The organism is Arthrobacter sp. 10N418, assembly GCF_056394725.1.
On sequence record NZ_JBFTIK010000024.1, the window covers coordinates 18,018 to 31,493 of the forward strand.

At 66.0% G+C, this 13,476-nt stretch carries 10 protein-coding genes; 1 reads left to right on the forward strand and 9 read right to left on the reverse strand.

Annotation, left to right across the window (positions count from 1 at the left end; all coding sequences use genetic code 11):
* Positions 1–48 precede the first annotated feature (48 nt).
* The 3 genes from pdxA to AC1DCZ_RS16475 are packed head-to-tail and all read right to left on the reverse strand — an operon-like array spanning position 49 to position 3,244.
* Positions 49–1,053 carry a 4-hydroxythreonine-4-phosphate dehydrogenase PdxA gene (gene pdxA / locus AC1DCZ_RS16465; protein ID WP_476975546.1) on the reverse strand — a complete coding sequence of 335 codons (1,005 nt, stop codon included), beginning with the start codon at positions 1,051–1,053 and terminating at the stop codon, positions 49–51.
* Positions 1,053–2,258: a four-carbon acid sugar kinase family protein gene (locus AC1DCZ_RS16470; protein ID WP_476975547.1), complete on the reverse strand. Its 1,206-nt coding sequence runs from the start codon at positions 2,256–2,258 to the stop codon at positions 1,053–1,055. Before AC1DCZ_RS16470 ends, pdxA begins: the two co-directional genes overlap by 1 nt.
* Positions 2,255–3,244, reverse strand: coding sequence for a 2-keto-3-deoxygluconate permease (locus AC1DCZ_RS16475; RefSeq protein WP_476975548.1), 990 nt, complete (start codon positions 3,242–3,244; stop codon positions 2,255–2,257). Before AC1DCZ_RS16475 ends, AC1DCZ_RS16470 begins: the two co-directional genes overlap by 4 nt.
* 93 nt (positions 3,245–3,337) lie before the next feature.
* Between AC1DCZ_RS16475 and AC1DCZ_RS16480 the strand changes: the two genes are divergently transcribed.
* The gene (locus AC1DCZ_RS16480; RefSeq protein ID WP_476975549.1) at positions 3,338–3,499 is read left to right on the forward strand and encodes a hypothetical protein; all 162 of its coding nucleotides are present in this window, start codon (positions 3,338–3,340) and stop codon (positions 3,497–3,499) included.
* 44 nt (positions 3,500–3,543) lie between these two features.
* Here the strand turns inward: AC1DCZ_RS16480 and AC1DCZ_RS16485 are convergent, their stop codons facing one another.
* The 6 genes from AC1DCZ_RS16485 to AC1DCZ_RS16510 all read right to left on the reverse strand — a co-directional run bounded on the left by AC1DCZ_RS16485 (position 3,544) and on the right by AC1DCZ_RS16510 (position 13,027).
* Positions 3,544–4,788, reverse strand: coding sequence for a Wadjet anti-phage system protein JetD domain-containing protein (locus tag AC1DCZ_RS16485; protein ID WP_476975550.1), 1,245 nt, complete (start codon positions 4,786–4,788; stop codon positions 3,544–3,546).
* 70 nt (positions 4,789–4,858) lie between these two features.
* On the reverse strand, positions 4,859–8,275 hold the full coding sequence (locus AC1DCZ_RS16490) for an ATP-binding protein (RefSeq protein ID WP_476975551.1): 3,417 nt from the start codon (positions 8,273–8,275) through the stop codon (positions 4,859–4,861).
* Positions 8,272–8,964 (reverse strand): DUF4194 domain-containing protein, encoded by a 693-nt coding sequence (locus tag AC1DCZ_RS16495; protein WP_476975552.1) that lies wholly within the window; start codon positions 8,962–8,964, stop codon positions 8,272–8,274. The genes AC1DCZ_RS16490 and AC1DCZ_RS16495 overlap by 4 nt, the downstream gene beginning before the upstream one ends.
* A complete protein-coding gene (locus tag AC1DCZ_RS16500; protein WP_476975553.1) occupies positions 8,961–10,403 on the reverse strand; it encodes a DUF3375 domain-containing protein in 1,443 nt (480 codons plus the stop codon). Before AC1DCZ_RS16500 ends, AC1DCZ_RS16495 begins: the two co-directional genes overlap by 4 nt.
* 144 nt (positions 10,404–10,547) lie before the next feature.
* A complete protein-coding gene (locus tag AC1DCZ_RS16505; RefSeq protein WP_476975554.1) occupies positions 10,548–11,543 on the reverse strand; it encodes an alpha/beta hydrolase family protein in 996 nt (331 codons plus the stop codon).
* A 107-nt stretch (positions 11,544–11,650) separates the two neighbouring features.
* A complete protein-coding gene (locus AC1DCZ_RS16510; protein ID WP_476975555.1) occupies positions 11,651–13,027 on the reverse strand; it encodes an FAD-binding oxidoreductase in 1,377 nt (458 codons plus the stop codon).
* Between the last annotated feature and the right edge of the window lie 449 nt (positions 13,028–13,476).

Sequence of the window (13,476 nt, forward strand, 5' to 3'; positions counted from 1 at the left end):
GCCAGCTCTTTCGCGCTGACCGGCCGTTGGCGAAGATTGCCGCTTTCCCTATGAAGCTTCGTCGCGCGTCGGCGCCAAGTCCACTGCCTGCCGCAATGCTTCCAGAAGCGATTCGTGGTCCGCGATGTTATTGCCCGCGATGTCGAAGGCCGTGCCGTGGTCAACGGAGGTGCGTACCACGGGGAGGCCGACGGTGATGTTCACACCGTTCTCCAGGCCGAGGACCTTGACCGGGCCGTGGCCTTGGTCGTGGTACTGGGCCACCACCAGGTCGAAGTCGCCACGGCCAGCAAGGAAGAACAGGGTGTCGGCCGGGAGCGGGCCGAAGGCGTCGATACCCTCAGCCTGGGCCTTCTCGATGCCCGGTTGGATCTTCTCCGCCTCTTCGCCATAGCCGAACAGTCCGTTTTCGCCTGCGTGGGGGTTGATGGCGCACACGGCGATCCGCGGGTTTTCGATCCCCGAGGCGCGCAGCAGTTCGTAGCCGCGTTTGATGGTCCGGTAGACCAGGTCACCGTTGATCTTGGCGATCGCATCGATAAGGCCGATGTGGGTGGTGACGTGGATGACCCGCATCTTCGGGGCGGTCAGCATCATGGAGACTTCCTCGGTGCCGGTCAGTTCGGCGAGGAGTTCGGTGTGGCCGGGGTACTTGTGTCCGGCTGCGTGCAGGGCGGCTTTGTTCAGAGGCCCCGTGCAGATGGCATCCACCTGGCGGTCCATTGCCAGGGCAACGGCCTTCTCAATGAACAGGTACGAACCATGCCCGGCCGCGGCGGAAAGTTCACCCCAGGCGAGATCCACCGGGATGCAGTCGATGTCGAGTACGTCGATGGTGCCCTCGTCGAACAGGGCCTCGGACGGTTCCGAAACCTTACGCAGGTTCAGCGGGCTGGAGACGATGTCGGCGGCGAGCTGCAGACGGCGAAGGTCCCCGATGACGAGCATGCGGGCTTTTGACCGGAGTTCCGCGTTAGCCAGGGCTTTGACGATGATTTCCGGGCCAATGCCAGCTGCATCGCCCATGGTGATCGCAACAATCGGGCGTCCCATTATTTGATACTCATTTCAGTCGTTGTGCCAGTGAGAAATTGTTTGGTTCGGGCCAGTGTTCCGGCGTCCCCGAAGGCGCCGGCCTTCGTGACCAGCAATGGGAGGGGCTCGGGCAGCACGCTCATGACGACGCCGGGTTCAATTTCGCCCAGGACGGTGAAGTTGCCGACGCCGAGGGCCTTCAGGACCGCCGTCGCCGTCTCCCCGCCCGTGAGGACGAGGGCATCACAGTGCCCGATGCCCGCAGCCGTGGCTCGCGCCAGAGCCGCTGCCACGACGAGGGCCTGCGACTTATCGACGATGCCCATCGGGTCCGGCGTCAGCACCACGTCCGTCCGGGCCATCGCCTGGGCGACGCGCCGCGGGACCGCTGAATCGTCCAGGGTGGCGTGGTCCAGCGTGATGTGTTCAGCGCCGGCCTCGACCAGGGCATCGGTTTGCTGCCGCGCGAGGCCGGAGTAGCTGCCAATCACGGTCAACGTCCGGCTGACCCGTGGCACCTGTGCGTCGCGGGCCCGGGTTCCTTCACCGCCGGCGGCGATGTGTCCCGCCAGCCCTCCCGAGCCCACCAGGAGCGCCGGGAAGTCCAGCAGCTCCGCGGTGGCAGCGATGCACTTGAGGTCATGATCGCTGCCTGCGTCCAATACGACGGCGTCAATTCCGCGCTCCTGCACGTCCCGCAGGTGCGACGCCAGCTCCTCCGGCGTGCGCGCGGAATCTCCGGCAACGACGTGGACGGAGAGACTGCCGGCGGCAAGTGCGCGGGCGACGTCGCCGCCGAAGTTTCCGTCAACGTTCTGATCGCCGTTGACGTGGACGACGCCGCCCCGGGTGGTCCTTCCCGTGGCGGGAAAAGCCGGAGCCACAATGGCCAGACCCTTGTCGCGGCCCTGGCTGAGCCTCGCCAAGCTTGCCGCGACTTCCACACCCACGTTGCCCCGGAGCAGCGAGTCAATCTTCTTGAAGATCCGGCGGCGCTGCTCCAAGGAGCGTCCGACGGCGGACGTGACGGCCGAGGCGGCTTCCTCCACGGGCAGGTAGCGGCTCTCCGTATTGATGGAAAGGATCTCGGCGTCGGGCCAGTCGCAGTCGACGTCGAGGATGACGGAACTGCTGTGGGTGGGGCCGTAGGCGGCGGCCGCATCTGCAGCTCCCGTCAGGTCGTCGGCGATGATCGCCCAGCGCGTGGCGGCGTGGGTGTTCATACGGCGTGCGAGAGCTCGGGTGATGCCGCGACCTCCTTGGCCTTCAGGCGCTTGGCGTACCAAGCAACCATCAGAGGGCAGCCGATGGCGGTAACCACTACGGAAGCGGCAACCAGTACGGTGGCGGGTCCGGCCGCGGGCAGATAGGCGGGGTTGGCTGCCGCTACCAGCATCGGCACGGTGGCGGCGTTGCCTGCGGTTGTGGCGGCCGCCAGCCCGGCGATGCCGGAGCCTCCGGTTGCCTTGTCTGCGAAGAACAGCACAGTGCCGCCGGCGATCAGCACGAACAGGCCAAGACCAACTCCCAGCAGTCCGGCATTGAGCACCTGTCCGAGGTTGAGGCCGAAGCCAAGGGCGAGGGCGAAGAACGGAATCAGGACCGGAGCCGCAGAGGAGAGGAACTTGCGCATCGCGGGGTCCAGGGCGCCCAGAATGGCTCCGAGGAGCAGGGGGATGATGGCACCCACCAGGGCCTGCCAGGGGAAAGCCGACAGCCCGGCGACGCCCAGGGTGACCATCGTCAAGAAAGGGCCCGATTCCAGCGTCATCACCGAGTAGGCTGCAACGTCCTTGGGCTTGCCGTACTGGCCCATGAGGGCCATGTACATTCCGCCGTTGGTGTCATTGAGGGCAGCCAGGATCGCCAGGACCGACAAGCCCGTGAGGAGTCCGCCGCTGATGGGAAGCTCACCCAGGAACCTGCCGGCCACGACGCCGATGATGATCGCGAACAGGACCTTGCTGCCGAACAGGACGCCGCCCTTTTTGAGGATGTAAGGGGTGGCCTTGATATCGATGCTGGCACCCATGCACACGTAGAACACGGCGAGGATGGTGGTGCCGCCGGTGAAGAGCGCACCCGTGAACGAGCCGAAGAATTTGGCGGAATCCGGCGCAAACGTGCCCAGGAGGGCGCCGATAAGCAGGGGAATCAACATCATGCCGCCAGGGACTTTCTCCATGGTGGCCTTAATTGGGACAGACATGCAGCAACCTCATTGTTGTCGGGGGAGGGGGAGCCGCCCGGGCTTCGGGCATGATCGAAATCATAAGACGATTGCGCGTTTAGCGCAAGAGCCATGCGCGAAACACGCAATATGGATTCGGTGAAGGGTCTTGAGGTTCTCGCGGGCGCGGCGGGCGATCACGCGGCCATTGACGGTCTCACCCGGCTGGTGGTCAGGAAGGTCTTCGCCCCGGAGAGCATCGACGCCTCACTCGTGGACTACGCCCTCAACTGACTGGCCCGGCGGGGTGCGCCAACCGCTCTCAGGGCAAGAAAACCTCACGGGTCAAGAAACGTGAGCGCCCAGTCCCAGCGGATGAGCTCCTGTTCCAGCCTGACGGATGTGCCGAAGGAGTCTTTGCCCAACGCGTCATAGAGCGCCGCCTCCTTTGCCGTGAGCCGGCCGAGCGCGGCCCGGGACGGAGCCGGCTCGGTGCCCCACGCATCGCGGTGCGCCAGCAGCGTTCCTTCGTCCATTAGCACGCTGACCACGTGCGGGTGCACGGCCCGGAGCTGGTCGAGGATCCGGAAGCCGTGCGTGTCCAGGTCACCCCAGTAGCTGACCTCGCAGTCGCGCAGCCAGCCGGCCTCCCGAAGTGACGAGAATCCGTATCCGCCGCCGTAAATGGCCAGTCTGCCTGGCGCCTCGGGCAGGGCCAGGAAGTTCACCAGATTCTCGGTGATGATCACCCTTTGGACGGGCAGGTTCAGGGTGCTGAACGCCTCCGCAGTGACCGTCAGGTCCCGTGCCCGGCCCAGCAGCGGTATTGCGGGGTCCAGTGCCCGGAACCGGACGAGCTCGGGTGGGTGGAGAAAGCCGTGCCGGGCCGCGAAGCGTGCCGCCGCAGTCCGGGCCGTTGTCCCGCCGAGCAGGGACCCCGGCTCCGCGGGCACCTCCGGAACGGCGTCGTCGTCGGCAGCGTCACCGGGAGCTGGCCCGGAGGCCTGCAGCTCCGCGGCCATCTGCTCGACGACTTTTCTGTGGTTCTCGATGAACTTCGTGTCGACCCCGGCCAGGCTGAGTTGCCGTACATAAATGCCCGGCTCATGGTTGTCGCGCAGCCAGAGGGCCACCCGGGCGGCGGTCAGCGCGTCGCCGCCGAGTTCCAGGAGCCGCCGCGGCCACCGCAGCGCCCACGAACGGAAGGCCGGATCCAGGTCTACCAACTCTGCGACGAGCCCACGGAACCGGGAAGCCTCCTTCGACTTACCAATAAACGCAATCTCATCATCAGCAGAGGCAAACACCGCCGCGGCAGGCAGGTGGTTGGACCCAACGGTGGTGCGGCCCACCTCCGCGGTCTCCAGGCTGAACGGCCCGGCGGCAGCAAACAGCTCACTGGCCCACGCCCGGGCCGCAGCGTAGTCGTTACGGAGGGTGGCCGCCGTCGGGCGTTTCAGCGGACGGCGGCGCGGATACACGCCGCCGGGTTCCAGCATTTCGCGCAGCAACGCCCCGCTGTCCCAGGCCTTCTGCGACTGGGCGCGGAGCATCGTCAGGGTGGTCCAGCCCTGGGCCCGCACGGGTAACGACTCGGCGCGGAGGCCCCTTCCCGAACCTCGCAAGCCCGGTTCGGGGCCCTCGGGACGCCCCTTAGGCACGGCGGTCCCGCTCGTCCCGGTACTCCTGGATGGTCATGTTCCGCAGCTGGGAATCGTTGCCGTTGGTGTTGGCCACGAAGCCGACGTGGGCCACAAACGGTTCGATCACATGGATCTTCTGCAGGGGAGTGACGATCAGCAGTTGGAGCTTCATCCGCTGGAACAGTTCCAGGCCGTAGCGCGCGGACTCGTCCGAACCGCGGCCGAAGGCCTCGTCGATCACCACGAACCGGAAACTGCGGCCCTTGCCGGCGTTCCGGCCGCTGCCGCCGGTGCTTCCCTGCCCGGACCCGAGCCCGAACTGGAAGGCCAGCGCGGCGGCCAGGATGGTGTAGGCCAGCTTCTCCTTCTGCCCGCCGGATTTGCCGCCGGAATCGGTGAAGTGCTCAAACTCCTCGCCGGTCTCTGTCCACTTCTCCGAGGCCGAAAATGTGAACCAGTTCCGCACGTCCGTGACCTTCGCGGTCCACCGTTCGTCCAGGGTTGTGAGCCCTTCCCTGCCGCGGAACCGCTCAATCAGGCTTTCCACCTGCAGGTATTTCTGCTCGGAGTACTGCTCGTCGTCCCCGATGGTGCCCTCCGAGCAGGCGCGGAGGTCCGCCATGAACTGGCGGATGTCCTGGTCGCTGCTGTTCTGGTGTTCCAGCTGGATATGCCGGCCGCGGTTGTACTCGATGGTGGCCAGGGACAGGTTGATCTCGGTGATCCGGTTCACGATGTCCTGCCGGCGGCTGTCCAGGAACGCGTTGAACGCCACCACCTCGTGGATGGTGTTCTGGTTCAGGGACTCCTTGAAATGCGCCTCGAACTTGGGTAGATCGTTCTTCTCCAGCTGGTCCAGCAGCCGTTCGTAGTCACCGGCGGCGTCCAGGGAGGCGTCGATTTCGGTGGTCTCGTTCGGGTACCTGTTGCGGAAGTCGGCCATCAGCCGTACCGTGGCGGCCTCCGCCGTCGCCAGCCGCTTGGACAGGGCATCAATGGATTTGGTCAGCTCGGACCGCACCAGGCTCTCCACCGCCACCGTGTTCTTGTAGGTGAGGACCTTCTGCCCGGGCGCCGCCGCAGCGAGGCCGGCGACGGACGCCAGCAGACCGGCGTCGTCCGTCAGCGGCTGCTCCTGCAGCAGCGCCCGGCACTCCTCGATCGTCTCCGCCAGGTTCTCGGCGTCTTTGTTGTTGGCGCCGAGCCGCTCGCGGATCTTGTCCGCCTTGCTGACCCGCCGGTCGAGGTCGGCGTTCAGGGCGGCTTCCCGGGCCGCCAACTCCTGCAGGATGTCACTGGCGGATTCCAGCGCCCGGCGCTCCTCCTTGAGCTCCTGGATCCGCCGGGCCGTGCGCTCCCAGCTGATCTCGCCGAAATCGGACACCGAACGGACGGTGCCCAGCTGCTGGTTCCGGCGACCGATGTCACCGAGCTGCCCGTCGATCTTCGCCAGCTGCGTCTCCGCCACCTGGAGCTGGCCTGTGACCTCGTCGAGCTCGGCGAGGAACCGGTTGATCTTGTCCTGGTTGTCCCAGCCCAGCACGTAGTTCCGCCGGTCCGTCAGCTCGTTCCGGTCATCCTTCTCATGCCTGCCGCGGCCACCCTTGAGCTGGCCGTTGGCGGTGAGCGCCTTGGGGAAGCGGCGGAAGTCCTCCAGCGACTCGCAGCACACGTAGTCGAACCGGCTGACGAGCTCATCCTGCAGAAAATCGCGGAACGGCGTGCCCTGTTTGATCGCGATCTTGGCGGCCAGCGTCCCGGGCTCAGCGGCCCTGGGGGAGTGCGCGTCGCCGACCTTCAGATAGACCAGCCGGCCGCGGAGATTGTTCGCGTCCACCCAGCTGCTGACCGCCGCGTAGTGTTCCGACGGAACCAGCAGGGACAGCGCGAAGCCATGCAGTGTCCGTTCCGCCGCGCCTTCCCAGGCGGCCTCGCCCTCGCGGACGCGCAGCAGCTCCCCGGCGAAGGGGAGCGCCTTCTCCTCCACGCCGGTTCCCTCACACAGCCGACGCCGGATCTCCAGCTGCCGCAGCGGCAGCAGGTTGCGCCGGGACTGGAGGCTGGTCAGCTCGGCTTTGATCGATGTGGACCGCTCGGTGAGCTCCTTGCGCTGGACGGTCAGCCCGGTGCGGCGCTCCTGCAGCTCGGTGTGCTGCTCAGCCAGCCCGGACTCGACAGAGGCCAGCCGGTCCCGGTTGGCGTCGAACAGCACCCGGTCCTCCGGCGCGCTGAGGCCAAGCTCCGCCGCGGCAGCCGCATAGCTCTGGTAGCGGGTCCGCTGCACGCCGGCTTCGGCGCCCAGCCGCGCGACGTCAGCGTCGATGGCCGCCAGCCGGCCGCCGCCGTTGGTGCGGATGTCCTCGGCCACCGCCTGGATCTCGTGCCGGAGTGCGGAGATCCGGGCGGTCAGTGAGGCGCTGTCCTCCCGCAGCCGGACCCCGGTGCTCTCCAGTTCCGCTGCGTGTTCCAGGCTCAGGATGAGGCGCTGGTTGGTGAACCATGGGTGCAGCTGGTCGCGCTGGGCCCTGGCCAGCTCGTCCTCGACCGTGAGCTTGGCGTGCCGGGCGGCTCCCTCCCGGATGGGGGCCAGCAGGGCGATCTGGTCCTTGGCCCGCAGGACGGCGCCGTGGGCTTTCTTGAGGTCGTCGAAGTGGTGGATCAGGTTCGTGATGCGGGCGGCAACATCGTCCTCGTCCAGCATGTTGGTGCGGACAAAGTGGGTGATGTTCTCCACCTGCTTCATGGAGACCGTGCGGTGGAAGAGCTCCATGGCCTGGTTCCCGCTGATGCCGAACTGCCGTTTGAACGCCGCCGCGTAGGGCTCGAATGTGTCATGCACGGCCACGCCGGCGGCCTTCAGCTTCTTTTTCAGCTTGGCGGGGTCCTGGCCGAAGTTCGAGAAGGCTCCGGCAATGGACTGGTCCGTTTCCGCCAGGGAGTAGAAGCGGTTGGGCTGGCCGGCCTCCTGCACCGCCCAGAGGGTGATGGCGAGCGTGACCGACTTGCCCAGCACTGCGTTGTGGAACACGGCCAGCACGACGGTGAGCTTGCCCGTGCCGCGGAGCGAGACCGGTTTGGAGTACTCGCCGCCGGTGCTGCGGGTGCTCTTGTGGAACCCCCGCACATAGGACATCAGGGTGCGTTCCTTCTTCTGCGCCCCGGCGGCCTTGTTGTACTCGATCTTGTTGGCCGGCAGCAGCAAGGTGGTGATTGCATCCACCACAGTGGACTTCCCGGAGCCGATGTCGCCGGTGAGCAGGCTGTTGGCGCCGTCCAGCCGGAAGGTCCGGACGCCCTGGTGGAAGGTGCCCCAGTTGAGTAGCTCCAGGCGGTGCAGCCGGTAACCCGGGGGAGTGCCGGCGTCGTCCGTAGTTTGCTCGAGGGGTTCGTCCAGGCTGAAGAGGCTGTCCTGCAGATCGGCGGTCATGAGAGCTCCCCGTCGTTGGTGTCCTGTTCGTGAATGTCCTGCGAGGCACGTTCTTCCGGGCTGGTGCCCGCGCCCGGGCCGGGGGAACCGTCCAGGGTGGCCCGGTAGTCCGCCAGCCGCGCGTCGAACTCCTCCAGCCACTGGGCATCCACGTAGGCCTTCAGGATCCTAGCGACCTCGTACGTCCCGGGCTGTCCGCGGAGTTGGCGGAGGAAGCCCAGCTCCACGACCTTCTTGATGTTGGCGCCCAGTTTGTCCAGGATCCTGGCCTGGTTGCTGGATTCGGGCAGGAACACGGCCACCATGTCCATGATCTCCTGCTCGGTCATGATGAGGCGTGGATCGCTGCTATTGGTGTCAAACTCGAGCATGCGGCCGCGCAGCAGGGCCAGCAGGAGGCTGACGTCGAAGGTCAGCCGGCGCCGCTGGATGAGCCGGGGGAGGGTGCCGTCCGGGTCCTCCCGCGACCTGAGGAACGCGTAGCCTTCCGATTCGTCCAGGATCAGGTCCAGCCCCAGCACGGCCACGTAGTCGCGGGCCTGGGACTCCAGAGCGGTCAGGGCCTGCCAGATCTTTTCGTCCGCTTCGGCGTACACCACACCGCGGAACAGCCGGGTGACGACGCCGGGAAGTTCCTCGGGCGTCCGGGTTTCCGCCGGGTGCGGGGCAGTGGTTTCGGCGGGGTTCATGCGGGCCTCACAAAGATGATCTGGTCGATGGTTGCTTCGCGGATGCTGCCGTCCGGGAGGGACCAGGACAGCTGTTGTGTTGTTTCGGGGTGGATGCTGGCCCACTCGGAGTCGCTGGCAAGCTGGTAGTAGGCCACGATCTCGGCGAGGCCCTGCTGCAGCGGATGGGCATCGGTGATCTCGGCGAGGGTGGCCTGTTCGGTGCCGGCCAGGACGTCGTCGATACTGGATTTGAGCCGTTCCGTGTCCACATGGAACTGGCTGAACAGGGCGCCGGCGTCCACGTCGGTGTCGTCGGCGGTGACGACGTCGTCGTCCACCATCACCTTCCGGCTGGGCTCATAGAGGGGCCGCTCGAAGGGCAGCACCACGTCCACGGACGGTGCGGCGATCTCCATGAAGACCCCCGACGGCGGCGCGTCCCGGGTGCCCAGCGCACCGGTTTCGATGCCCCGGATCAGCCGCATGATCCGCTTGTTCTCGAGGAAGACCTTGTCATCGAGGAGCCGGCGCATCTGCTGGGACAGCTGGCGGACCGTGGACTGGGTCTGTTCGACGGCGGGCAGCCAGTCCTGGTGGAGGTTGGTGACGGCGTGCAGGTTCTCGGCACCCGACAGCGCCTCGATGCGGGTGGCCCGCTGCAGCAGGTCTTTCAGTTCGGTGCGCAGCTGCGGGGACATGAGGTAGTCCCAGAAGCCCTGGAACGTCCGGCCCTGCAGGGAACTGCTGATGTCCTGCTGGTTGGCGAAGATGGTTTCCAGGAGCTCGCCCTGGCTGCCGTCCCACGTGGCGATCTGTTCGCGGACCTGGCGGTCCAGTTTCCGGAAGTTCTGCTCAACCTCCCGGAAGTCGGAGAGCAGGTCCTTAGCCAGGGAGGTCAGCTGCTGGAAGTGGTCCAGGGCCTCCGGGGCGGTCATGACCCTGATGTTGCCGTCCCGGATCCGCTGCATCTCCGCGTCGATCCCGTCGCGCTGGCGCTGGAGCTCGGCCAGCCGCACCTCCGGGTCCGTCTCGGACTGCTGGACCAGGGCCTTGAGGACGGCAAAGATGCTGGTCAGCCGCGACTGGGTGGCCACGAAGTCCCGGCCGCGCAGGCTTTCCACCCAGTGCACCACGTCCTCCGCCGCGGCGGTGAGATCATAGCGGGGCTCGTCCTGGCCCGGCACATAGTACTTGCGCAGCCAGGCACGTTCCGGGGCCGCCCAGTCGTCCAGGTATTCCGACGCCGGGCGGGGGAACTTGTCCTCGCCGAACGCATCCCGCAGGCCGAACAGGACGTCGTCGAGGTGGTCGATGAGCTCCTGGCGGCCGATGTCTCGCTGGTTGGGCCCCGTGAAGGCCTTGATGAAGAAGGAGACTGCCAGCGGGGCATTCTGCGCGCGCAGCAACGACCATCCCGCGTGGTTTTCACGCAGCGAACTGATTGCGTAGTAGTCCATCGTGTCCTTGAGCGGTGCGTGCTGAGGGCTAATGCCTAAGGTACATGCGACCACAGACATCCTGTGGAGGAGAAGTCGAGGGTCCTTTTTTATTGCAGGGCGGCCAGGGCAGTATCCCTGCCACGACGCGTCCCATGGGGCTCGTCAGAGCGGAGACACCGTTAAATTCATTACCTCTCCCAGCCAGGCGAGGATCGTTTCCAGGCTTTCGGGGTCGAGATGTGTGTCCGGTTCGTTGTATCCGTTCCCTGGTAACGCGGCCACTTCGGCCGGGCTGCGGGTATCTTCCTTGAACACGTGATTCGCGTGCGGCGGGAATGCGAACGTCACGTTCGTCATCCCGGCGGCGGTTTCCTGGAGAGGGTCCCCGTCGGCGTGTTCGTCGATCTGCACGTCTCTCCCGCCGATCAATACCAGGGTGGGGATCTGCACGTTCCTGAGCGAGTCGCAGGTGGACTCGGCCCACAGCTCACGGGCGAGCGGCAGATTCGCCGGAGCCTCGAAGCTCGCGAGCACCATCTTCACATTGTCCGGCAAGCCAGGATCGGGATTCATCGGCTGTCCAGCCGCGTAACGGGCAGCGGCTTCCTCGACCTTGGGCATCAGCTCGGCCCCACCAGGGACCTGGGCGGACTGAAGCGTCAATTGGGACAGCAGCACAGCCTGTATCGGGCGTCCGGGTGGGGCAGCGAGCACGATCCCGACGAAGGGAATTTCCTGGGCACTGGTGGCGTAGTGGAGCACATGGAGGGCTCCCTCGCTGTTGCCGAGCCCGGCAATCCTGGAGGAGTCAATGTAGTCCAACCCGGCGAGCACCTGAACGGCCGCGACCAGCTCATCCAGATGCGACTGCATGCTGAGTTTTCCGATGAGCTTCCGGACGTTCTCCATCGCGTGCGGGCCGGTCACCCGCTTGTCATAGCGCAGAGATGCGATACCGGCACGGGCGAACGACTCCGCGAAGAGCCGCCCGCTACCGTTCGTGCCGGGAAGCAGCGGCGAACACCAATCCCGGTCAGTAGGGCCGCTGCCTGCGACGAGGACCACCGCCGGGAACGGGCCGTCGCCGTCGGGCCGGACAACCGTCCCCTCCATGGTGATGCCATCCAGCTGCCAGGTCACGTCACCAGAGTTCGCCATGCTCACAGTTTCACAGCGAAGCACGAACTGGACAACCGTTCTCATCCTTCACTGCGGCCGAGGCGCGGTGGCGCACCTAACCCGCCAACACCAGCTTGTACGAAGTGTCAGCCTGCCGGCTTGATGTTTTGGTTGATGTGGAAGAGGTTGCCGGGATCATACTTGGCCTTGACTTTGGCGAGGCGGGCGTAGTTCCCCGCGTAGGTGTCCTCGATGTGTGACTGGTCGTCGGCGTCGAGGAAGTTCACGTAGCCCGCACCGGATCCGAGGGGGTGGAGCTCGGCATAGTAGTCGCGCACCCACTTCCTATTGGCCTCATTGTCGGCCGGATCCTCCCAATGGCAGGCAATGTCCACTGCGAAGTCGGCGTCGCGGTACGGGAACGCGGTCTCGTCCCGCCCGACCCGCTGAACGGCACCGTTAATGGGATAGAAGTGGTTGGCCGTCTGGACGCTCGGAATGGCCACGCCGAACTTCTCAGCGACACGGACGACGTCGTCGGTCAGGCGGGGCAGGAATGCGGACTTCCAGTAGGCCTGCAGGCCCTTGGGGTACGTGGGGTCGAAGAGGGTGTTCAGCACCGTGTAGGGGAGGGGGCCCACGAAGGAGCCGGCGACGGGCGCAACGTCAAGGAACGGCTGCCATTGACGCTCCCCTTCGTCGTGGGGGCCCGCCCAGCCGCCCACCAGCACCACCACGGGCTTCCCGTGATATTCCTCAGGCAGGAAGGGGACAGGCGGTCCCTGGTGGAAGCCCAGGAACACTCCCATTTCCTCCGGTGCGGTGGCGATGTAATCCCGGTAGAGCCGTGCCACCGCGTCGGCGTGCTCCAGAAGGTAGATAATCACTCCGCCGTAGAGAACATCCACGGGGTGAAGGTTGAACTCAAAGGACGTCACGACGCCGAAGTTGCCGGTTCCGCCGCGCAGCGCCCAGAAGAGGTCCTCGTTTTGCGTGTCGCTGGCGACCAGAAATTTCCCGTCGGCGGTCACTACGTCCGCGGATTTCAGGTTGTCGCACGAGAGCCCGTACTTGCGGGCGAGGTAGCCGATGCCTCCGCCGAGAGTTAGTCCAGCAACCCCCGTTGATCCAATGATGCCTCCGGTGGTGGCAAGGCCGAATGCGCACGTGGCGTAGTTGAAGTCCGCCCATGTCGCTCCGGCTTCGGCCCGTGCTGTCCCATTAGCAGGATCCACGCGCACGCCCCGGCAGCCGGTGAAGTCGATGACGAGGCCGCCGTCGCAGGTCCCAAACCCGGGCGCGCTGTGGCCGCCGCCGCGCAGCGCCAGGTCCAGGCCGGTGTCACGCGCGAAATTCACGCCTGCAATGACGTCCGCGACCTGCGACACGCGCAGAATGGCCGCGGGGCGCTTGTCGATCATTCCGTTGAAAACGGCGCGGGCGGTGTCGTACTCCGCCTGGTCGCTCGTGATGACCCGGCCCCGCACTTGCTCCTGGAGGGCCTGGAAAGAGCTGTTGTCCACCGTGTACTCCGATTCGCCCAGACGGGCATGCCCGGGCAACTGGGCGCGGCCGCCGGGGGTCGTGCCGGGTGATTGGTTTTAGCAGCCGATGGGGCCCTGCATCTTGGAGGGCAAAAGCCTGTGCCGCAGGCTTCCACAGCGGCGGAGACCGGATGCACCTTGGCAACCCAGCATCGTCGCGCGGTTTGCCTTGGTGTGTTTCAGAAACGGGGTTCGCCGTGGACTCAACGGGTTACAGCCCGGCTACTGGGTAAATTACTCCGGCCCCAAACGGCGGTCAATAACTTAATGCGCGGCTCCCGCCTTGTCCCAGTCCCGGCGAATCCGCTCCGGCTCCAGCCGGACCGATCTGGTGCGGGCGCCGCCGAGCGGGGCCCGCCGCCGTCGAACTTTCCCCGAATGTGTTCCTTGACACACTGCATCTTTTGTCTCACTATTAGACGAAAGGT

Bases quoted from the DNA above. Each gene is read 5' to 3' on its own strand.
- pdxA (WP_476975546.1), bottom strand. From the start codon at position 1,053: ATGGGACGCCCGATTGTTGCGATCACCATGGGCGATGCAGCTGGCATT.
- AC1DCZ_RS16470 (WP_476975547.1), bottom strand. From the start codon at position 2,258: ATGAACACCCACGCCGCCACGCGCTGGGCGATCATCGCCGACGACCTG.
- AC1DCZ_RS16475 (WP_476975548.1), bottom strand. From the start codon at position 3,244: ATGTCTGTCCCAATTAAGGCCACCATGGAGAAAGTCCCTGGCGGCATG.
- AC1DCZ_RS16480 (WP_476975549.1), top strand. From the start codon at position 3,338: ATGCGCGAAACACGCAATATGGATTCGGTGAAGGGTCTTGAGGTTCTC.
- AC1DCZ_RS16490 (WP_476975551.1), bottom strand. From the start codon at position 8,275: ATGACCGCCGATCTGCAGGACAGCCTCTTCAGCCTGGACGAACCCCTC.
- AC1DCZ_RS16495 (WP_476975552.1), bottom strand. From the start codon at position 8,964: ATGAACCCCGCCGAAACCACTGCCCCGCACCCGGCGGAAACCCGGACG.
- AC1DCZ_RS16500 (WP_476975553.1), bottom strand. From the start codon at position 10,403: ATGGACTACTACGCAATCAGTTCGCTGCGTGAAAACCACGCGGGATGG.
- AC1DCZ_RS16505 (WP_476975554.1), bottom strand. From the start codon at position 11,543: ATGGCGAACTCTGGTGACGTGACCTGGCAGCTGGATGGCATCACCATG.